At 68.3% G+C, this 19,256-nt stretch carries 21 protein-coding genes; 3 read left to right on the top strand and 18 right to left on the bottom strand.

Features of this window, described 5'->3' with window-relative positions:
• Positions 1-15: 15 nt before the first annotated feature.
• The 4 genes from trpB to ACJH5R_RS06110 form a co-directional block, all read right to left on the bottom strand.
• The gene (gene trpB, locus ACJH5R_RS06125) at positions 16-1,284 is read right to left on the bottom strand and encodes a tryptophan synthase subunit beta (protein ID WP_406756998.1); all 1,269 of its coding nucleotides are present in this window, start codon (positions 1,282-1,284) and stop codon (positions 16-18) included.
• The gene (gene trpC / locus ACJH5R_RS06120; protein WP_406756997.1) at positions 1,285-2,103 is read right to left on the bottom strand and encodes an indole-3-glycerol phosphate synthase TrpC; all 819 of its coding nucleotides are present in this window, start codon (positions 2,101-2,103) and stop codon (positions 1,285-1,287) included.
• A gap of 82 nt (positions 2,104-2,185) precedes the next feature.
• Positions 2,186-2,857 (bottom strand): TIGR02234 family membrane protein, encoded by a 672-nt coding sequence (locus ACJH5R_RS06115; RefSeq protein ID WP_406756996.1) that lies wholly within the window; start codon positions 2,855-2,857, stop codon positions 2,186-2,188.
• A complete protein-coding gene (locus tag ACJH5R_RS06110) occupies positions 2,850-4,385 on the bottom strand; it encodes an anthranilate synthase component I (protein ID WP_406757252.1) in 1,536 nt (511 codons plus the stop codon). The genes ACJH5R_RS06115 and ACJH5R_RS06110 overlap by 8 nt, the downstream gene beginning before the upstream one ends.
• Before the next feature lie 83 nt (positions 4,386-4,468).
• On the opposite strand from ACJH5R_RS06110, the gene ACJH5R_RS06105 reads away from it, so the two are divergent.
• On the top strand, positions 4,469-4,933 hold the full coding sequence (locus ACJH5R_RS06105) for a peroxiredoxin (protein ID WP_406756995.1): 465 nt from the start codon (positions 4,469-4,471) through the stop codon (positions 4,931-4,933).
• 22 nt (positions 4,934-4,955) lie between these two features.
• Here ACJH5R_RS06105 and ACJH5R_RS06100 read toward each other — a convergent pair whose 3' ends face one another.
• From ACJH5R_RS06100 to hisD, 11 genes are all read right to left on the bottom strand, one after another.
• The gene (locus ACJH5R_RS06100) at positions 4,956-5,789 is read right to left on the bottom strand and encodes a methyltransferase domain-containing protein (protein WP_406756994.1); all 834 of its coding nucleotides are present in this window, start codon (positions 5,787-5,789) and stop codon (positions 4,956-4,958) included.
• Positions 5,790-5,933: 144 nt separating this feature from the next.
• A complete protein-coding gene (locus tag ACJH5R_RS06095) occupies positions 5,934-6,845 on the bottom strand; it encodes a hypothetical protein (protein WP_406756993.1) in 912 nt (303 codons plus the stop codon).
• Positions 6,846-6,854: 9 nt separating this feature from the next.
• Positions 6,855-7,685, bottom strand: coding sequence for a hypothetical protein (locus ACJH5R_RS06090; RefSeq protein WP_406756992.1), 831 nt, complete (start codon positions 7,683-7,685; stop codon positions 6,855-6,857).
• Positions 7,686-8,005: 320 nt separating this feature from the next.
• Complete coding sequence (hisI, locus tag ACJH5R_RS06085) at positions 8,006-8,362, bottom strand: phosphoribosyl-AMP cyclohydrolase (RefSeq protein WP_406756991.1); 357 nt, start codon at positions 8,360-8,362, stop codon at positions 8,006-8,008.
• The gene (hisF, locus tag ACJH5R_RS06080) at positions 8,359-9,144 is read right to left on the bottom strand and encodes an imidazole glycerol phosphate synthase subunit HisF (RefSeq protein WP_406756990.1); all 786 of its coding nucleotides are present in this window, start codon (positions 9,142-9,144) and stop codon (positions 8,359-8,361) included. Before hisF ends, hisI begins: the two co-directional genes overlap by 4 nt.
• Position 9,145: 1 nt before the next feature.
• Positions 9,146-9,961, bottom strand: coding sequence for an inositol monophosphatase family protein (locus ACJH5R_RS06075; protein WP_406756989.1), 816 nt, complete (start codon positions 9,959-9,961; stop codon positions 9,146-9,148).
• Between the two features lie 6 nt (positions 9,962-9,967).
• On the bottom strand, positions 9,968-10,708 hold the full coding sequence (priA, locus tag ACJH5R_RS06070) for a bifunctional 1-(5-phosphoribosyl)-5-((5-phosphoribosylamino)methylideneamino)imidazole-4-carboxamide isomerase/phosphoribosylanthranilate isomerase PriA (RefSeq protein ID WP_406757251.1): 741 nt from the start codon (positions 10,706-10,708) through the stop codon (positions 9,968-9,970).
• A 20-nt stretch (positions 10,709-10,728) separates the two neighbouring features.
• Positions 10,729-11,352: an imidazole glycerol phosphate synthase subunit HisH gene (gene hisH / locus ACJH5R_RS06065; protein ID WP_406756988.1), complete on the bottom strand. Its 624-nt coding sequence runs from the start codon at positions 11,350-11,352 to the stop codon at positions 10,729-10,731.
• Entirely contained in the window at positions 11,349-11,957 is a 609-nt protein-coding gene (gene hisB / locus ACJH5R_RS06060; RefSeq protein WP_406756987.1) for an imidazoleglycerol-phosphate dehydratase HisB, read from the bottom strand. The genes hisH and hisB overlap by 4 nt, the downstream gene beginning before the upstream one ends.
• Entirely contained in the window at positions 11,954-13,102 is a 1,149-nt protein-coding gene (locus ACJH5R_RS06055) for a histidinol-phosphate transaminase (RefSeq protein ID WP_406756986.1), read from the bottom strand. The genes hisB and ACJH5R_RS06055 overlap by 4 nt, the downstream gene beginning before the upstream one ends.
• Entirely contained in the window at positions 13,099-14,424 is a 1,326-nt protein-coding gene (hisD, locus tag ACJH5R_RS06050) for a histidinol dehydrogenase (RefSeq protein WP_406781621.1), read from the bottom strand. The genes ACJH5R_RS06055 and hisD overlap by 4 nt, the downstream gene beginning before the upstream one ends.
• Positions 14,425-14,588: 164 nt before the next feature.
• Between hisD and ACJH5R_RS06045 the strand changes: the two genes are divergently transcribed.
• Positions 14,589-14,999: a nitroreductase family deazaflavin-dependent oxidoreductase gene (locus ACJH5R_RS06045; RefSeq protein WP_406756985.1), complete on the top strand. Its 411-nt coding sequence runs from the start codon at positions 14,589-14,591 to the stop codon at positions 14,997-14,999.
• Positions 15,000-15,020: 21 nt separating this feature from the next.
• Here ACJH5R_RS06045 and nadC read toward each other — a convergent pair whose 3' ends face one another.
• The 3 genes from nadC to nadA are packed head-to-tail and all read right to left on the bottom strand — an operon-like array spanning position 15,021 to position 18,513.
• Entirely contained in the window at positions 15,021-15,878 is an 858-nt protein-coding gene (nadC, locus tag ACJH5R_RS06040) for a carboxylating nicotinate-nucleotide diphosphorylase (RefSeq protein ID WP_406756984.1), read from the bottom strand.
• Positions 15,875-17,464 carry an L-aspartate oxidase gene (locus ACJH5R_RS06035; RefSeq protein WP_406781494.1) on the bottom strand — a complete coding sequence of 530 codons (1,590 nt, stop codon included), beginning with the start codon at positions 17,462-17,464 and terminating at the stop codon, positions 15,875-15,877. The genes nadC and ACJH5R_RS06035 overlap by 4 nt, the downstream gene beginning before the upstream one ends.
• Positions 17,461-18,513 carry a quinolinate synthase NadA gene (nadA, locus tag ACJH5R_RS06030; protein ID WP_406756982.1) on the bottom strand — a complete coding sequence of 351 codons (1,053 nt, stop codon included), beginning with the start codon at positions 18,511-18,513 and terminating at the stop codon, positions 17,461-17,463. Before nadA ends, ACJH5R_RS06035 begins: the two co-directional genes overlap by 4 nt.
• A 45-nt stretch (positions 18,514-18,558) precedes the next feature.
• Between nadA and ACJH5R_RS06025 the strand changes: the two genes are divergently transcribed.
• Positions 18,559-19,251, top strand: a complete 693-nt coding sequence (locus ACJH5R_RS06025) for an NUDIX domain-containing protein (protein WP_406756981.1) — start codon at positions 18,559-18,561, stop codon at positions 19,249-19,251.
• The last annotated feature ends 5 nt before the right edge of the window (positions 19,252-19,256 follow it).

The following is a 19,256-nucleotide window of genomic DNA, read 5'->3' as shown; positions in this document are numbered from 1 at the left end:
CGCCGGCGTGGTCGCTCACGACGCGTCTCCTGCCTCGTCGAACAGACCGAACCACTTGGCGGCGGTCTCCACGTCCTTGTCGCCGCGACCGGACACGTTGACCACGATGACCTTGCCGGGTCCCAGCTCGGCCGCCAGTTTGAGCGCACCGGCCACCGCGTGTGCCGATTCGATCGCCGGAATGATTCCCTCAGTGCGGCAAAGGATTCCGAAAGCGTCCATCGCTTCGGTATCGGTGATCGGCCGGTACTCGGCGCGTCCGGTCTCACGCAGCCAGGCGTGCTCCGGACCCACACCCGGGTAATCCAGGCCGGCCGAGATCGAGTGCGACTCGATGGTCTGACCGTCGTCGTCCTGCAGCAGGTAGGAGAACGATCCCTGGAACGCACCCGGTGTTCCGCCGGCGAATGTCGCGGCGTGCCGCCCGGTGTCGACGCCGTCGCCGCCGGCTTCGAAACCGATCAGGCGGACCGCGGGATCGTCGAGGAACGCGTGGAAGATGCCGATGGCGTTCGACCCGCCGCCCACACACGCCACTACTGCGTCGGGAAGCCGGCCCGCCATCTGTTGGATCTGAACGCGGGTCTCCAGGCCGACGATCCGCTGGAAGTCGCGCACCATGGTCGGGAACGGGTGCGGCCCGGCCGCGGTGCCGAAGCAGTAGTAGGTGCGGTCAGCGTTGGTGACCCAGTCCCGGAAGGCCTCGTTGATGGCGTCCTTGAGGGTCTGCGAACCCGACTCGACCGAGACCACCTCGGCGCCCAGCAGCCGCATCCGCGCCACGTTGAGCGCCTGCCGGCGCGTGTCGACGGCACCCATGTAGATCACGCATTCCAGGCCCAGCAAGGCGCAGGCGGTGGCGGTGGCGACCCCGTGCTGGCCGGCCCCGGTCTCGGCGATCACCCGGGTCTTGCCCATGTGCCGCGCCAGCAGTGCCTGGCCGAGCACGTTGTTGATCTTGTGAGAACCGGTGTGGTTCAGGTCCTCTCGCTTCAAGAAGATCCGGGCCCCGCCGGCATGTGCGGTCAGGCGCTCCGCGTCATACAGCGGCGAGGGCCGGCCGGTGTAGTGCGTCTGCAGGTTATCGAGGGTGTCGAGGAACTCCGGGTCGTTGCGCACCTTGTCGTAGGCGGCGGTGACCTCTTCGATGACCGCCATCAGTGCTTCGGCGACGTAGCGGCCGCCGAAGGCCCCGAAGTGCCCGCGGGCGTCGGGATCGTGCGGGGTCGGCTCGGCCACTCCGGCGCTGGCGCGCGGAAGACTCGGTTGCGAGGTGTCTGACATTTAGCGGGCCGACTTCGGGCAGGACGGATGCTTACCCGCACTGACCAAATCGGCAACGGCCGCCCGCGGGTCGCCACTGGTGACGAGTCCCTCGCCGACCAGGACGGCGTCCGCACCGGCACCGGCGTAGGCCAGCAGGTCCGCGGTGCCCCGCACCCCGGACTCGGCGATCTTGACCACCTCGGTGGGCAGTCCGGGCGCGATCCGCGCGAAGCAGTCGCGGTCGACCTCCAACGTGGTCAGGTCGCGCGCGTTGACGCCGATCACCTTGGCGCCGGCGGTCAGGGCGCGGTCGGCTTCTTCTTCGGTGTGCACCTCGACCAGTGCGGTCATGCCAAGCGACTCGGTGCGGTCCAGCATGGATTCCAGTGCCTGTTGTTCGAGTGCCGCCACGATCAGCAGCAGCATGTCGGCGCCGTGGGCGCGGGCCTCGTGAATCTGGTACGGCCGCACGATGAAGTCCTTGCGCAGCACCGGAACTGAGACCGCGGCGCGCACCGCGTCCAGGTCGGCCAGCGAACCGTTGAAGCGGCGCTGTTCGGTCAGCACGCTGATGGCGCGGGCCCCGCCGTCGGCGTAGGAGCTGGCCAGATCCGCCGGATCGGCGATGGGCGCCAGTTGGCCCTTGGAGGGGCTCGCGCGCTTCACCTCAGCGATGACCGCGATGCCGGGCTCACGCAGCGCCGCCATCACGTCGCGTGGCGGGGGCATGGCCTCGGCCGCTGCCTTGACTTCGGCGAGCGGGACCAGGGCCTCACGGGCGGCAAGGTCGGCGCAGACTCCCTCAATGATGGAGTCGAGAACGGATGCCGAAGTCATGACTGCCGCTTCCTCTCCCGCGTCCTGTGGACCTTCGTCGAAGACCTTTATCGAAGGGTAACGACCGTCGTTGCCCGCGGTGTCACCGGCCCTCGACGTCCGGGCCGGGGGCCCGGTCATCGGGGTCCCCGGTGGGGTCTCGCCCCTCGTCGAGCGCGTCCCACATCATGCGTTCCGACAGCGGTGAATCACCCTGGCCGGTAGGAGTGCCCGCCTTTAGATCACGCGCGACCGCGCGGCGCTCCGCGGGAGCCGAATACTTGGTGACGCGGCCGGCAGTGTGCGCGGCGACCCGCATCAACAGCACCGCCGCGGCCAGCACACCCAGGGCCGCGACCAGGCTCAAGACGGCGCCGGTAAGCCGGCGCTCGGTGCCCACCAGCGAGGTCAACGGAATCTCGGCGATGTCCAGGGCCCGCAGGGTGATGTCCCGGGCCACCCACATGCTGGTGGCCAAATATCCGCAGGCCAGACTCACTGCGGCCAACACCACCGCCAACACCCGCAGCTGCCACCCGCGCACCGCCATCGCGGCGACGGCAGCGGCCAGACACAGCAGCGCCAGGGGCAACAGCGCCGTCGACCAGGACGCGCCGGTGAGGGTGATCTCCTTGGGCTGCCCGAGCCCGTCGAACGAGCGGATCAGAACCCACGGCAGCCGTGCGGCGCCCCAGAGCCCGCCGGCGGCCGCTACCAGCAGCAGTTGTGCCCCGCGCAGCGCGCGGGCGTCGGTGCGTGCGCGTCCGTCAGCCATCGGTCCCGGGCGCCGCCAGGGTCTCGGCGGCGGCGATCGCGGCCAGTACTGCCCGGGCCTTGTTTGATGCCTCGGTGTACTCGTAGGGGCCGTTGGAGTCGGCGACCACTCCGCCGCCCGCCTGCACGTAGGCGGTGCCGTCGCGCATCAATGCCGTGCGGATCGCGATCGCGAAGTCGGCGTTGCCGGCGAAGTCCAGATAGCCGACGACGCCGCCGTAGAGGCCGCGCCGGGTCTTTTCGACCTCCTCGATGAGTTCCATCGCGCGCACTTTGGGCGCCCCGGACAAGGTGCCCGCCGGGAAGCACGCCGTCACCGCGTCCAGCGCCGTCCGATCCTCGGCGAGGTCTCCGGTGACGGTGGACACCAGGTGCATGACGTGGCTGTAGCGCTCGATGTGGCTGTAGTCGGAGACCCGCACCGTCCCCGGAACACACACCCGGCCCAGGTCGTTACGGCCCAGGTCGACCAGCATCAGATGCTCGGCGAGCTCCTTCTCGTCGTTCAGCAGATCCTTGGCCAGCAGCTGATCTTCGTCCTCCGTCGCCCCGCGCCACCGGGTCCCGGCGATCGGGTGCGTGGTAGCGCGGCCGTCTTGAACGGTCACCAGCGCCTCGGGGCTGGAGCCGACGATCGAAAAGGCCAGTCCCCCGTCGGCGTCGGGCACCTGCAGCAGGTACATGTACGGGCTCGGGTTGGACACCCGCAGCATCCGGTAGACATCGAGCGGGTCTGCCGGCGTGGTCATCTCGAAACGCTGCGACGGAACCACCTGGAACGCCTCGCCGGCCTCGATCTCGCCGACCAACCGCTCGACGATCGCCCCGTACTCCTCGGGGGTGCGCTGACCGCGGTAGACCGGGTCGGGCCGGTCGAAGGTGGCGACGCTGGACTCCAGCGGCTGACTCAACGCCGCGGTCATCACATCGAGGCGCGCGATCGCGTCGTCGTAGGCCTCGTCGACGCGCTCATCGGTGCCGTTCCAGTTGACCGCGTTGGCGATCAGCGTGATGGTGCCCTCGTGGTGGTCGACGGCGGCCATGTCGGTGGCCAGCAGCAGCAGCATGTCGGGTAGCTGAAGGTCGTCGACGGCCAGCTCGGGGAGGCGCTCCAGCCTGCGCACCAGGTCGTAGGTGAAAAAGCCCACCAGGCCGCTCGACAGCGGCGGCAGCCCGGGGATGGCGGCCGTCTCCAGCAGCGTCAGCGTCTGGCGCAGTGCCTGCAACGGGTCACCGCCGGTGGGTGCGTCCTGCGGTGCGGCACCCAGCCACACCGCTTCGCCGTCCCGCACTGTCAGCGCCGAGGTCGTACCCGCACCGATGAACGACCAGCGTGACCACGACCGGCCGTTTTCGGCCGACTCCAGCAGGAAGGTGCCAGGACGGTTGGCAGCCAGTTTGCGGTAGGCCGACAGCGGTGTTTCGGCGTCGGCCAGCACCTTGCGGGTCACCGGGACCACGCGGTGCTCAGCCGCCAGCGCCCGGAAGTCCGCCCGGGAAGTGACGCCGGCCCTAGAAGTGCTCGTGATTTGCACGCGCCCATCTTCCCAGACCCCGGCGCACCCACCACTATCGCCGCCGCCGCACTGACACCCGGAGTAGCGTGACCGCCATGAAAACCGGTGACACCGTGGCCGACTTCGAACTCCCCGACCAGACCGGCGCGCCGCGCAAACTCAGCGACCTGCTGGCCAACGGGCCGGTGGTGCTGTTCTTCTACCCGGCCGCCATGACGCCGGGGTGCACCAAGGAAGCCTGCCACTTCCGCGACCTGGCCGGCGAGTTCGCCGCCGTGGGAGCCACCCGGGTGGGCATCAGCGCTGATGCGGTGGACAAGCAAGCCAAGTTCGCCGACCAGCAGGGCTTCGACTACCCGCTGCTGTCCGACACGGCCGGGACGGTGGCCACCCAGTTCGGCGTCAAGCGCGGCATGCTGGGCAGGCTGATCCCGGTGAAGCGGACCACGTTCGTGATCGACACCGACCGCACCGTGCTGGATGTGATCGCCAGCGAATTCTCCATGGACACCCACGCCGACAAGGCGCTGGAGGTGCTGCGGGCACGCTCGTCGGCCTAGCGCTGGGCGTTGCGGGCGGAGGTCAGACGGGTTTGTGGAACGTGTAAACCTGGTACTGCAGAAGTCCGAGCTGCGACAGCCACTTCATCCATCGGGTCCCCACGATCATGGTCTTCCGGGTCTGCGCTGACTCGTGTGCGCGGAAGAATTTGAGCAGGAATGGGTACGTCGGCAGCGTTTGCTTGCGGATATTGCGCTTCGCTTCCAGTTGCAGTCCCGCGCGTGAGCCCATGGCCTTGTAGGACCGCAGGGGGACATTGCCCAGTGTTCCGTAGGATTTCGCGATCCGGCTGCGGATCGCCATCCAGATCGGGGTCTTCCCGAAGAACATCATGATCGGTACGAAGTCGGATACCGCCAGGTAGCCACCCGGCCGGAGCACCCGCGCCGCCTCCGCGATGAAACGCTCACGGGAGGGGAAGTGGAAAATGCATTCGACGGCCAGGACGCGGTCGAAAGAGTTGTCCGCGAACGGCAACTGACAGGCGTCGGCTTCGACCCAGGAGATCGAGTTGTCGTCGGCCGGCGTGCTCTGAGCCTCGGCGGCCGCGAGCTGGCGGGGGTCGATATTGAGCCCCGTGAGACCCATGGCGGAATATCGGGCGTTGACCTGGCGGATGGTTCCGCCGAATCCGCAACCCACATCCAGCAGCGTCTGCCCGTCGGCCACCTTGCCGGCATCGAGCAGCAGGCCGTTCATCTGTGCCATGGCGGCGATGTAGTCGGCCTGGGTGCCGTCGGCCACTGCCGGGTTCTCCCAGTAGCCCCAGTGCACCTGGTCGCCCCACAAATGGCCGAGTTCGCCGCGGTTCTGGCTATCGCCCATGACGAGGTCAAAATATGGCAGGTCCGGCACCCGCGGACGCTATCACGTCGTTGTTTCGCGCGCAGGAATCATTCGTCGGCGCGGTGGCGCCGAATGGCGGGCAAACATCGCCAAGCCGCGGGCTGTAACCGGGCGCAGGTCCCCCGGCTCAACTCGCCCGCGGTAACGAGCCGGTTATGCCTGCTCCGAGTCTCCGGAGCGCTTCACCACGCTCATCCGGTCTCGGCGGATGGCCGACTCAATCCGGCTCTGGATCTCGCTGAGCGCGCCGACCACGTCCCCGCGGACGTGAATCAACTGCATGACTTCGGCGTCGGTGCGCTCAATGATGAGCTTGGCTTCACGCTCAGCAGTGGCGATCAGGGCCGCGGCGTTGAGGCGGCTGTCCTTTTCCATGTTTGCGATCTGGATCTGTGCCTGCTCCCACGCCGCACTGACCTGCTTAGCCTGCTCGCGTTCGCTTTCGCGGCGGCGCCGTTCGTCCTCCTCGGCGACTCGCTGCGCCGCCTCGCGGCGGGCGCGCTCGGTCTCCTCGGTTTCGCTGATCAGGCGAGCGCATTCGGCCTGCGCGGCGCGCAGCAACTCCTCGGCCTCGGTCTTGGCGTCGGTGAGGATCTGCTCGCGACGTTGCGACGTCGATTCCTGAAGCTCAGCCAACGCGGCACCGGCCGCGGCGCGATCCTGGCGGGCTGCCTCAAGCTCGTCGCGCAGGTCGTGGGTGAGCGCTTCGGCTTCTTCCTGAGCCATCGCCTTGGTGCGCCGGGCCTCATCGGAGGCCACCCGCATCATCCGTGCGATTCGGTCCGACATCCCCTCCACCGAATCGATAGGACCGGACAACCGAGCGATGTCACCGCGCAGCGCATCGATCTCACCGCGCAGCCGGGTCCGGTCATCGTCGGTGTTGGCGAGATCGCGCCGGGCATCGGCGAGCTGAGCTTCGAGCGCTGGGATGCGCTGTTGAAGAGAGTCGAGCTCCTGGTGCAGGTTCTGGATGTACTCCAGCACCTGGCTTCGGTCGAGGCCGCGCAGTTGCGTCGTGAAGTTGGGCAGTTGCGGCTCGAGAAGAGAAATCGCTGTGCTCACCGGGGGCTCCTAGTTGAGGTGTGTGTCGTCGGAGGATTGGGGGTCAAGGGTCGGCCGCGCCAGCCGCTTCGTGGACGGAGGCTTCTGGAACAGCGCGTCCCAGTCCTCGCCCTCATCGGAGTTGCGAACCCGGTGCGAGGTGACGGTTACCGTGCGAGCCTGGTCGATGGGCTCTGCGGCCTGCTCCAGCTCATTGACCTTGGCGTAGAAATCGCGCAGCTGCTCGGTGATCATCGCGCGAACCGCCAGGAGTTCCTGCAGTTTGGCCTCTGCGGCTGCTTGTTGCGCTTCAATGTCAAGCCGGACCTGGGCCAGCAGTTCCTCTGCCGCACTCTCGGCGTCGCGCACGATGTCGGCGGCGTCCTGGCGGGCCTGCTGGCGAAGCAGTGCCAAGCCGGCGTGCAATTGGCTGGTCTGTTCTTCGAGGTTGGTGCGCACCGCGACGACCGCGTCGTGTTCCTTCTGCGCGTCGGCGATGATCTCGGCGGCGTGGTCGTGGGCGCTGGTGCGGATTCGATCGGCTTCGGCCGTGGCCGACGACAGGATCGAGGTCAACTGATCACTGAGGTTGGCGATATCGCCGGGGATTGCCCGGGCCAGTTCGGTGTACTGCGCCGAGGTGGTGGCCAGCTCGTACCGAGACTTGTCGACCTGATCTCCGAGTGCGGCGATCCGCGTCTCGCTACGGCGGATCAGTGTGTGCAGCTCCGAGAGCTCCTTGTCGTGGGCCTCGGTATGGCGGTAATTCATCCGCTCCATATCTGCAGAAATGCGGGCGTAGATGGCAGCGGCTTGGACGTCGACGCGCTGACTGATGATCCTCGCCTGCTCTCCCGTCACGCGTGTCACTATATCGACTTATATTGACGCCTGCGCAAGCCTAATTTTGTTAATCAGTATTTCCTCGCGATGTTGCAGGTGGCTCGTGATGCACCGCCAATCCCCAGGTCGGGATGCTTTTGTTAACCATTATTTGGGAGCGGAACCGAGGATAGCCCGGTGGGGCAGCCCGCCATTTATCGAGGTGCGATTCCATTTGTTAATCGCCATTGGCGGTTGTTAATCACCATTTCTCGGTGACCGTGCAAACAATGGATAGGTAGAAGAACTTTATAGATCAGTCGGTGAGGGCGCACATACCGCCCGTCACCGTCGGTCACTCAATCCGCGGCTTCCAACAGCACGTCGTTGTCGAAGCAGGTACGGGCCCCGGTATGGCAAGCTGCCCCGGACTGATCGACCTCCAGCAGGACGGTGTCACCGTCGCAGTCCAACCGCACCGAATGCACGTACTGAGTGTGGCCGGTAGTGGCCCCCTTGATCCATTGCTGATTCCGGGAGCGGGAAAAATAGGTGGCCTCACGAGTTGCCAACGTGCGGGCCAATGCATCGTCGTCCATCCAAGCGACCATCAGCACCTCTCCGGTGCCCCGCGCCTGTGCAACCGCCGCGATCAGTCCCTCGGCATTGCGCTTGAGCCGGGCTGCGATCGCTGGATCCAGCTGGTTTGTCGTCATCGAACCACGATCCCCTCGGCGGCCATCGCGGCCTTGACCTGGCCGATGGTCAGTTCCCGGAAGTGAAACACGCTGGCCGCCAGGACCGCGTCGGCGCCGGCGGCCACAGCCGGGGCGAAATGCTCTGCCGCGCCGGCTCCCCCGCTGGCGATCACCGGCACGCTCACCGCGGCCCGAACGGCACGCAGCATCGACAGGTCGAATCCGGCCTTGGTGCCGTCGGCATCCATCGAGTTCAGCAGGATCTCCCCGACCCCCAGCTCCACACCGCGGACCGCCCATTCGACCGCGTCGATACCGGTGCCCTGCCGGCCGCCGTGGGTGGTGACCTCCCATCCGGATGCGGTGGGTGGCGAACCGGCCGGGACGGTACGGGCGTCGACCGACAGCACGATGCACTGGGAGCCGAACTGGCGGGACAACTCGGCCAGCAGTTCCGGGCGGGCGATCGCGGCGGTGTTCACCGACACCTTGTCCGCGCCGGCCCGCAGCAACACGTCGACGTCGGCGACCGTGCGCACTCCGCCGCCGACGGTGAGCGGGATGAACACCTGATCGGCGGTGCGCGCGACGACCTCGAGCATGGTGGCCCGGCCCGACGACGAGGCGGTCACGTCCAGGAAGGTCAGTTCGTCGGCGCCCTCGGCGTCGTAGGCTGCGGCCAGCTCGACCGGGTCACCGGCATCGCGCAGGTTCGCGAAGTTGACGCCCTTGACGACTCGGCCGCCGTCGACGTCCAGACACGGAATGACCCGTACCGCCACATCACTGCGCTTATGCATGTCAGTAGTCCCCCGGTGGGCCAACTCGCTTGAGGATGTCCAGAATCTGATCGTGTACTCCCGGTGCGGCGACCAGCGCCGAGTTCGACTGGGCCGTCCAGGGTGCGCCGGCCAGGTCGGTGACAATGCCTCCGGCCGCGCGCACCATGGCCACACCGGCGGCGTGGTCCCAGATGTGGTCGCCGAAACTGATCGCACCGCCGAGGGTTCCATCGGCGACGTAAGCCAGATCGATTCCGGTGGCGCCGTGCATCCGCGTCCGTGAGGTCACCCGGGTCAGGCCTTCGAGCACCGCGAGCCGGTAGCGGCCGGGAAACCGGCCCCGCCACTCGACGTTGAAGGTGCCGATGCCGACCAACGAATCGGCCAAGTCGACGGGTTTCAGTGGCGGCTGCGCCACCCCGTTGCGGATCAGCGGGCCGTCGGCCACCGCGGTATAGCGCTGGTCGGCGAACGGCAGCCAGGTCAATCCCGCAACCGGCTCACCGTCGCGCAGCAGGCCCAACAGGATCGCGGACATCGGTGATCCGGCGGCGTAGTTGAACGTTCCGTCGATCGGGTCCAGCACCCACACCAGCGGCGAATCGATCGGTGGCCCGCCGAATTCCTCGCCGTGCACGCCGATTCCGGTCGCCGCCACCAACGCCTCGGTGATCTGTCGTTCCAGGGCCAGGTCAACCTCGGTGGCGAAGTCGTTGGCGCCCTTGCGGACTGCGGAATCGGCCCGGTGGCCGGCCAGGAAAGGCTCGGCGGCGACATCGAGGATCTCCGACGCCGCTGCGACCAGCGCGTCCAGATCCGCGGTGTCCAACGCCATGTCGGCCTACTCCCGCACCGTGGACAGCGCCTCGGGCAGCGTGAAGCGGCCCGCGTAGAGGGCCTTGCCCACGATGGCGCCTTCGACGCCGCGGCCGACCAGCGTGGCGATCGCCCGCAGGTCATCCAGGCTCGACACTCCCCCGGAGGCGATCACCGGAGCGTCGGTGCGGTCGGCGACTGCGCCGAGCAGCTCCAGGTTGGGGCCGCCCAGCGTTCCGTCCTTGGTCACGTCGGTGACGACGTAGCGTGAACAGCCTTCGGCGTCAAGGCGTTCCAGTACCGGCCAGAGGTCACCGCCGTCGGTCTCCCAACCGCGGCCGCGCAGCCGGTGGATGCCATCGGGGTGATTGGGGTCGATCTGCACGTCCAGCCCGACCGCGACTTTTTCGCCGTGCTCGGCGATCGCGCGCGCGCACCACTGCGGGTTCTCCAAGGCGGCCGTGCCCAGGTTCACCCGGGCGCAGCCCGTGGCCAGTGCGGCCGCCAGGGACTCATCGTCACGGATGCCACCGGACAGTTCGACCTTGACATCAAGGCGCCCAACGACATCGGCGAGCAGCTCGCGGTTCGATCCGCGGCCGAACGCGGCGTCCAGATCGACCAGGTGGATCCATTCCGCGCCGTCGCGCTGCCAACCCAGCGCGGCGTCCAGCGCTGAGCCGTACTCAGTCTCACTGCCGGCCTTGCCCTGCACCAGGCGCACCGCGCGGCCGTCGACGACGTCGACGGCCGGCAACAGAACCAGTGCCTTGTTCACAGCAGTACTCACAGTGCCTCCACCCAGTTGCTCAATAGTGTCGCCCCGGCATCCCCACTCTTTTCGGGGTGAAACTGGGTGGCGGCCAACGGCCCATCCTCGACAGCCGCCACGAACGGTACCTGATGGGTCGCCCAGGTCACCAAAGCCTCCGGACGGCCTTCCCAGCGCTGAGCGGCATAGGAGTGCACGAAATAGAAGCGGGTGTCGGCGTCCAGCCCGGCGAACAGCGTGCTGCCGGGTGCGGCATCGACGACGTTCCAGCCCATGTGCGGGATCACCGGGGCTTCCAGGCGGGTGACGGCACCGGGCCACTGGCCGCAGCCGGCGGTGTCCACCCCGAACTCGACTCCGTGCGCGAACATGATCTGCATCCCGACGCACACTCCGAGTACCGGGCGGCCGGCCTGTAGGCGTTCGGCGATGATCTTGTCGCCGTTGACCTTGCGCAGCCCGGTCATGCACGCCGCGTACGCCCCGACACCCGGCACCAGCAGACCGTCGGCATCGGCGGCGGCGTCGGCGTCGGCGGTCACCTCGACTTGGGCACCGACCCGTTGCAGGGCCCGCTGGGCCGAGCGCAGGTTCCCGGAACCGTAGTCCAAGATCACCACCCGGGCAGAGCCGCTCACAGGGCTCCCTTGGTGGACGGCACGCCGGTCACCCGGGGGTCGGGTTCCACTGCCTGGCGCAGCGCACGCGCGACCGCCTTGTACTGGGCCTCGGTGATGTGGTGCGGGTCACGACCGTAGAGCACCCGCACGTGCAGTGCGATACGCGCGTTCGACGCCAGCGTCTCGAACACGTGCCGATTGATCACCGTGTGATATGGCGCCTGCGTTCCGGCAATCGTGGTGTGCGTCATGTGATCCGGTTCCCCGGTGTGCACGCAGTAGGGCCGGCCCGACACATCGACGGCAGCGTGGGCCAGCGTCTCGTCCATCGGGATGAAGGCGTCGCCGAATCGGCGGATGCCCTTCTTGTCGCCGAGCGCCTCGCCCAGCGCCTGTCCCAGCACGATCGCGGTGTCCTCGACGGTGTGGTGGGCTTCGATCTCGACGTCGCCGCGGGCGCGCACCGTCAGATCGAAGCTGGCGTGACTGCCCAGTGCGGTCAGCATGTGATCGAAGAACGGCACACCGGTCTCGATGTCGACGATGCCGGTGCCGTCCAGGTCGAGCTCGACCGTGATGTCGGATTCGCGGGTGGCGCGTTGCACCCGGGCTCGGCGGGTCATGATTCTCCTAATGACGGTTGGGCGAGTTCGGTGGCCGCTAGCTGCTTGCTGGCGGCGAGCAATGCATCGTTCTCCTCCGGAAGTCCGGTGGTGGCCCGCAGGTAGCCGGGGATGCCGACGTCACGGATCAGGATGCCGGCGTCCAGGTAGCGCTGCCAGGTTGCGGGCGCATCGGCGAACCGGCCGAACAGCACGAAGTTGGCGTCGCTGGGAATGACCCGAAACCCCATGGCGGACAGCTCGGCTGAGACGCGGTCCCGTTCGGCGATCAGCTGGGCGACGCTGCCCAGGGTGTCGTCGGCATGGCGGAGCGCGGCGCGGGCGGCCGCCTGGGTGACCACCGACAGGTGATACGGCAGGCGAACCAGCAACATCGCGTCGATCACCGCCGGGGCCGCGATCAGGTAGCCGAGCCGGCCTCCGGCGAACGCGAACGCCTTGCTCATCGTGCGGCTGACGATCAGCTTCGCCGGGTAATCGTCGATCAGCGCGATCGCGCTGGGCTGCGACGAGAATTCGCCATAGGCCTCGTCGACGATCACGACCCCCGGTGCGGCGTCGAGCAGGCTGCGCAGATCCTTGAGCGAAATGCTCTGCCCGGACGGGTTGTTCGGGGACGCGACGAAAACCACGTCGGGGTGGTGCTCGGCGATGGCAGCGCCGGCCACATCGACGTCCAGCCCGAAGTCGGAGGTCCGGTTGGCGGCCAGCCACCGCGTTTGGGTGCCGTCGGAGATGATCGGGTGCATGGAGTAGGACGGAACGAATCCGATGGCGCTACGGCCCGGACCACCGAATGCCTGCAGCAACTGCTGCAGGATCTCATTGGAGCCGTTGGCCGCCCACACATTGTCCGGCCCCACCTCAACGCCGGTCTGGGCGGTCAGATAGGCGGCCAGGTCGGTGCGCAGCGCCACCGCATCGCGATCGGGATAGCGGTGCAGCTCCGCGGCGGCTTCGCGCACCGAACGTGCCACGTCGTCGATGAGTGCCTGGCTCGGCGGGTGCGGATTCTCATTGGTGTTGAGCCGTACCGGAACTTCCAGTTGCGGCGCACCATAGGGCGACTTGCCGCGCAGATCGTCGCGCAGCGGGAGATCCGCCAGGGTGATCTGCGCGCCCGGGCGGGCTGGTGTGCCGCTCACTGCTCGAACCTCCGTCGAACCGCTTCGCCGTGTGAGGGAAGGTCCTCGGCCGTGGCCAGTGCGATCACGTGGCCGCTGACATCCTTGAGTGCGGCCTCGGTGTAGTCGACGACGTGGATTCCGCGCAGGAACGTCTGCACCGACAGCCCGCTGGAGTGCCGCGCACTGCCCGCGGTGGGCAGCACGTGGTTGGAGCCCGCGCAGTAGTCGCCGAGGCTGACCGGCGCGTACGGTCCGACGAAAATCGCACCGGCTGAACGGATTCGGGTTGCCACCTCGGCGGCATCGGCGGTCTGGATCTCCAGGTGCTCGGCGGCGTAGGCGTTCACCACGCGGATACCGGCGTCCAGGTCGGCGACCAGCACGATCGCCGACTGCGGTCCAGACAGTGCCGTAGTCACCCGCTCGCGGTGCACGGTGGTCTGCAGCTGGGCAGTCACCTCGCGGTCGGTGGCATCGGCCAATTCCGGGCTGGTGGTGACCAGCACGCTGGCGGCCATCTCATCGTGCTCGGCCTGGCTGATCAGGTCCGCGGCCAGATTCGCCGGGTGCGCGGTGTTGTCCGCGAGGATGGCGATCTCGGTGGGGCCGGCTTCGGCGTCGATCCCCACCTGCGAGCGGCACAACCGCTTGGCGGCGGTGACGTAGATGTTGCCGGGGCCGGTGACCATGTCGACCGGCGCCAGTTCACCCCCATCGGTGTCGGTGCCGCCGTAGGCCAGCAATGCCACCGCCTGGGCACCGCCGACCGCCCAGACCTCGTCGACGCCGAGCAGCCGCGCCGCGGCCAGGATCGTCGGGTGTGGCAGACCGTCGAAGGCGGCCTGGGGCGGACTGGCGATTACCAGGGACTCGACACCGGCGATCTGGGCCGGGACGACGTTCATCACCACGCTGGACGGGTAGACCGCGTTACCGCCCGGCACGTACAGGCCCACCCGCTCTACCGGAAGCCAGCGTTCGGTGACGGTGGCGCCCGGGGCCAGCGTGGTGGTGGTGTCGGTGCGCCGCTGATCGGAGTGGACCGCCCGGGCGCGGCTGATTGCCACCTCCAGAGCGGCACGGACGGCGGGGTCCAACTCGGCCAGCGCACGCTCCAGCGCCGTATCCGGCACCCGGATCGTGGCCGGTCGGATCCGGTCGAACGATTCGCCGAACTCCAGCGCCGCGGCGGCCCCACGCTCGGCGACCGCCTCGACGATCGGGCGCACCCTCGGCAGCACCGCCTCCACGTCCACACCACCGCGTGGCAGAGCGGCACGCAGCTCGGCCTTGGATAGGTCCGACTGTTCGGTGCCGCGCAGGTCGATGCGTGCCATCAGGCCGGTGTTCACACCGCCCATTCTCCCAGAGGGGCTCAAGTCAATATCGCAGCGCCGGGATGACCCGCCGCGTAGGGGCTCGCGGCTAGGGTGGTGCGCAGTGTGACGTCGGCGAACACCGATCGCCGACATGCGCGTCACGTCCCACGAGGAACGGAGTTGCCATGGCTTCCGACAAGGGTGCCGCTGACCCGTCCACGCTGCCGGCGGTGTTCCCGGCATGGGTGGATCGGCTGCAGATCAAGTATGTGAACCCGGTGGTCAAGCCGCTGTCCAAGTTCATTCCGGGCACGTCGGTGATCACCCATCGGGGGCGCAAGTCCGGCAAGCCCTATGAGACGGTGGTGACCACCTACCGCAAAGACGGCCTGCTGGCGATCGCGCTCGGCCACGGCAAGACCGACTGGGTCAAGAACGTGCTGGCCGCCGGAGAGGCCGACGTCCGGCTGTCCCGCAGTGAACTGCATCTGGTCAATCCGAGGATCCTGCCGGCCGGCTCGGGCGATACCTCGCTGCCATTCCTGCTGCGGGTGCAGAACCGCAAGGTGGCGGTGCTCGTCACTGATATCAGCTGAGGCCTTCAGCGGCTACATGTCTTACATGTCTAAGCCGATGTCGAGCACCTGCACCGAATGGGTGAGGCCCCCCACGGCCAGGTAGTCGACACCGGTGGCGGCGTAGGCGCCCGCGCAGTCCAGGGTGAGCCCACCCGATGACTCCAGCAGCACGCCGGGTGCCCGGGAGTCGCGCCGCTGCGCCGCCATCTGGGTCTGCCAGACCTCGAAGTTGTCCAGCAACACCAGCTCGGGCCCCTCGGCGAGCACCTCGTCGAACTGCTCGAGTGAATCCACCTCGACCTCGCAGGGCACGTCGGGCGCAGCGGCTCGGACCGCCCGCAGCGCCGCAGCCACCGAACCCGCCGCGGCCACATGGTTGTCCTTGATCAGCGCGGCATCGCCCAGACCCATCCGGTGATTCACCCCGCCGCCGACCCGTACCGCGTACTTCTGCAGCACCCGCAGGCCGGGCAGCGTCTTGCGGGTGTCGCGGATGCGCGCCGACGTGCCGTCGACGGCGTCGACCCAGGCCGCGGTGGCGGTGGCGATCCCGGATAGGTGGCAGACCAGGTTGAGCATGGTGCGTTCGGCGGTCAGAAGGCCACGGGTGTCGGCCTTCAGGGTCAGCACCGGTGCGCCGGCCGCAAGTCGTGCACCGTCGGTGACGCGGTCCAACACCCGGTAGCCGTCGGCCCCGAGGACCTCGTCGAGCACCAGAAGAGCCAGATCGACCCCGGCGATCACCCCGGGCGCCCGAGTGACCATGGCCGCTTCGGCCATCACGCCGGCGGGAACCGTCGCAGCGGTGGTGACATCGGGCCCGTAGCGCAGATCCTCGTCGAGCGCGCGGGCGATGACCTGGCGGGCCTCGTCGAGTTCGGTCTCGGACAGCTTCACGATGCGACTCCCGCGGGTGTGTCGAGCGCGACAACCCCGTCGCGCAGCCGGATGGTGGAACTGCGGGCCTGACCGGGGTCGGCGGCCGGGTGGTCCGCCCGGTGATGGCAGCCTCGGCTCTCGGCACGGGCCGACGCCGCCGCTGCGACCACCCGGGCAGCCAGGGTCAGCGCAGCGTCCTCGACGCCGGCCCGGTCGGCGACCGGGCGTGCACTGGCGCCGGCCAGCAGCTCCTGCAGTCCGCTAAGCCCGTGCGCGTCGCGGACCACCGAGGCGTCGCGCGACATGGCCTCCTGCAGGGTCTGGCGGTCCAGTACCGCGCGGCGGACAGGCTCGGGTACCGCGGCGTCGGACTGACCCACCGCGGCGCAGTGTGCCGCAGCCGCAGTGCCCGCGCGGTCACCGACCACCAGGCCCTCCAGCAGGCTGTTGGAAGCCAATCTATTGGCACCGTGCATCCCGGTTCGCGCCACCTCGCCCGCGGCGAACAGACCGGGCAACTCGGTGCGGCCGGTGACGTCGGTGATCACTCCACCACAGCTGTAGTGCGCGCCCGGGACCACCGGAATCGGTTGGCGCACAGGGTCGATGCCGGCGTTGCGGCAGGCCGCGGTCACGGTCGGGAAGCGCTCTTCGAAGCCATCGATCCCGCGAGCATCGAGATAGGCGCAGGCGTCGCCGGTTTCGCGCAGGCGCGCGTCGATAGCGCCCGCCACCACGTCGCGCGGAGCCAAATCCCCCATCGGGTGCACCCCTGCGGTGATCGAGGCGCCGCGGGCGTCGATCAGCTTGGCGCCTTCGCCGCGCACCGCCTCGGTGATCAGCGGCCGGCGCCCACCGGTGGCACTGCCGTTGCCGGCGCCCGAGAACAGCATCGTCGGATGGAACTGGATGAATTCCAGATCGCTGACCGCGACTCCGGCCCACAGCGCCAGGGCCACCCCGTCGCCCGTCGCTCCACCGGGATTGGTGGTCGCCCGGTACAGATGACCCAGACCGCCGGTCGCCAGCACCACCGACGGGGCGTGGATCACCCCGATCCCGTCGGCATTGGCCACCAGCACCCCGGTGACGCGATCGGCGTCACGCAGGATCTGCAGCACCACCTGACCGACGCGAACGTCCAAAGCGGCCGCGGCGTGGTCCAGGGCACGCTGCACCTCTGCCCCGGTGGCGTCGCCGCCGGCATGAATGATGCGGCGCCGGGAGTGCCCGCCTTCGCGGGTGAGCGCCCAGTCCCCTTGTGCGTCCTGGTCGAACGACGCCCCCGCGGCGGCAAGGTCGGAGACCGCGCGATAGCCGTCAGCCACGATCGAGGTCACCGCGTCGCGGTCGCACAATCCGCCGCCGGCGGCCAGGGTGTCGGCGACATGGTCCGCGACCGAGTCGTCATTGCCCGGCAGCACGACTGCGATCCCGCCCTGGGCGTAGTGCGTCGCCGTTGCCGCCGAGCCCGCGGCGGATTTGCTCAGTACCACGACCGCGCGCCCGGCGCGGTGCGCGGCCCGCGCTGCCGCCAGCCCGCCGACGCCCGTGCCGATGACGACGACATCGGCTCGCTGCTGCCAGCTGGGACCAGGGGTCACTTGCTGACCGGGACGGAGTGTCCGATCGAGATCATCCGCTGCACGCTGCGGGCTGCCAGGCGCGCCGTTTCGGGGTCGACGTGGATCTCGTCGGCGCCCTCGGTCAGGCTGCGCAGCAGGGCCGCCGGGGTGATCATCTTCATGTACTTGCAGGCCGCCTTGCGGTTGACCGCCTCGAAGTCGACCTGCGGCGCCGCCTTGCGCAGCTGGTGGATCATGCCGATCTCGGTGGCGACCAGCACCTTGCGGGCTCCGGTGCGGGCGGCCTCCTCGAGCATCCCGCCGGTCGACAGGATCTTGACCTGCTCCTCGGGGAAATGGCCCTCGCCGACCAGATACAGCGACGACGTCGCGCAGCCGCATTCGGGATGCACGAACAGTTCGGCGTCGGGGTTGGCCCGGGCCTTCTCGGCGAGCTCGTCGCCGTTGATGGCGGCGTGCACGTGGCATTCGCCGGCCCAGATGTGGATGTTGTCGCGGCCGGTGACCCGTTTGACGTGCTGGCCCAGGAACTGATCGGGCAGAAACAGCACCTCACGGTCCGGGTCGATGGCATTGACCACGTCGACGGCATTCGATGAGGTGCAGCAGTAGTCGGTCAGCGCCTTGACCGCCGCCGTGGTGTTCACATAGGACACCACGACCGCGTCCGGGTATTCGTCGCGCCAGGCCCGCAGTTCCTCGGCCGTGATCGAGTCGGCCAGCGAACAGCCCGCCCGGGTGTCGGGTAGCAGCACCGTCTTGTCCGGGGAGAGGATCTTGGCGGTCTCGGCCATGAAGTGCACGCCGCAGAACACGATGGTGTCCTCGTTCGCGGTGGCGGCGATCCGCGCCAGCGCCAGCGAGTCCCCGACGTGGTCGGCGATGTCCTGGATAGCCGGCAGTTGGTAGTTGTGGGCGAGGATCGTCGCGTTGCGTTCCTTCTTGAGCCGAAGAACCTCGGCCACCCACTCCTCGTCGGGTTCGATACCGCTGTAGCCGGCCGGCGAGTTCACGATGCGGTCGGCCAGGCTGCCTGCCTGTACACCGCTGTCGGTGAGGGTGGTCATGAGTGACTCCTTCTCAAAACAGGTTTTCGACTTATAATCGAAAACGTGGTCCATACTAGCACCGAGCACGAAGTGCTCACTGTGGTCTTCCAGGTTGGCGAGCTTGACCAGCGCCGACCCCGACTGAACGTGCTGCTGTGGGAACGCGCGCGCGAACCGCAGTCGGGGCGCTGGTCGCTGCCCGGGGGCTTGCTGCGCAATGACGAGGATGTCACGGCATCAGCCCGCCGCCAGCTGGCCGAGAAGGTCGATTTGCGTGAGATCGCCCACCTTGAGCAGCTGGCTGTGTTCTCCGACCCGGGCCGGGTGCCCGGCGTGCGCACCATCGCCTCGACGTTTCTGGGCTTGGTGCCCTCCCCCGCCGACCCGGAACTTCCGGGCGACACGCATTGGCATCCCGTCGACGACTTGCCGCCGATGGCTTTCGACCATGGCCCCATGGTGGCGCACGCGCACAGCCGCCTGGTCGCCAAGATGTCCTATACGAATATTGGATTCGGTTTGGCGCCAACGGAATTCATCCTGTCGACACTGCGGGACATCTACAGTGTCGTGTTGGGTTACCAGGTCGATGCGACCAATCTGCAGCGCGTGCTGGTGCGCCGTGGGGTGATCACCCCGACCGGTACCACCGCCCGTTCCGGGCGTAGCGGGGGCCGTCCGGCGGCCCGATATCGGTTCACCGAGTCCGAACTTCGCGTCACCGACGAATTCGCTGCGTTGCGCCCGCCCGGGTGAGTCGA

The organism is Mycobacterium sp. SMC-19, assembly GCF_045310815.1.
In the GTDB taxonomy this organism is placed as follows: domain Bacteria; phylum Actinomycetota; class Actinomycetes; order Mycobacteriales; family Mycobacteriaceae; genus Mycobacterium.
This window is presented reverse-complemented; position numbering and strand designations above follow the sequence as displayed.

What these genes read in the sequence shown, in the direction of transcription:
- ACJH5R_RS06115 (WP_406756996.1), bottom strand. Translation starts at nt 2,857, where the DNA reads ATGGCTGACGGACGCGCACGCACCGACGCCCGCGCGCTGCGCGGGGCA.
- ACJH5R_RS06075 (WP_406756989.1), bottom strand. Translation starts at nt 9,961, where the DNA reads ATGGCGTTGGACACCGCGGATCTGGACGCGCTGGTCGCAGCGGCGTCG.
- ACJH5R_RS06105 (WP_406756995.1), top strand. Translation starts at nt 4,469, where the DNA reads ATGAAAACCGGTGACACCGTGGCCGACTTCGAACTCCCCGACCAGACC.
- hisB (WP_406756987.1), bottom strand. Translation starts at nt 11,957, where the DNA reads ATGACCCGCCGAGCCCGGGTGCAACGCGCCACCCGCGAATCCGACATC.
- hisI (WP_406756991.1), bottom strand. Translation starts at nt 8,362, where the DNA reads ATGACGACAAACCAGCTGGATCCAGCGATCGCAGCCCGGCTCAAGCGC.
- hisF (WP_406756990.1), bottom strand. Translation starts at nt 9,144, where the DNA reads ATGCATAAGCGCAGTGATGTGGCGGTACGGGTCATTCCGTGTCTGGAC.
- trpB (WP_406756998.1), bottom strand. Translation starts at nt 1,284, where the DNA reads ATGTCAGACACCTCGCAACCGAGTCTTCCGCGCGCCAGCGCCGGAGTG.
- nadA (WP_406756982.1), bottom strand. Translation starts at nt 18,513, where the DNA reads ATGACCACCCTCACCGACAGCGGTGTACAGGCAGGCAGCCTGGCCGAC.
- ACJH5R_RS06045 (WP_406756985.1), top strand. Translation starts at nt 14,589, where the DNA reads ATGGCTTCCGACAAGGGTGCCGCTGACCCGTCCACGCTGCCGGCGGTG.
- trpC (WP_406756997.1), bottom strand. Translation starts at nt 2,103, where the DNA reads ATGACTTCGGCATCCGTTCTCGACTCCATCATTGAGGGAGTCTGCGCC.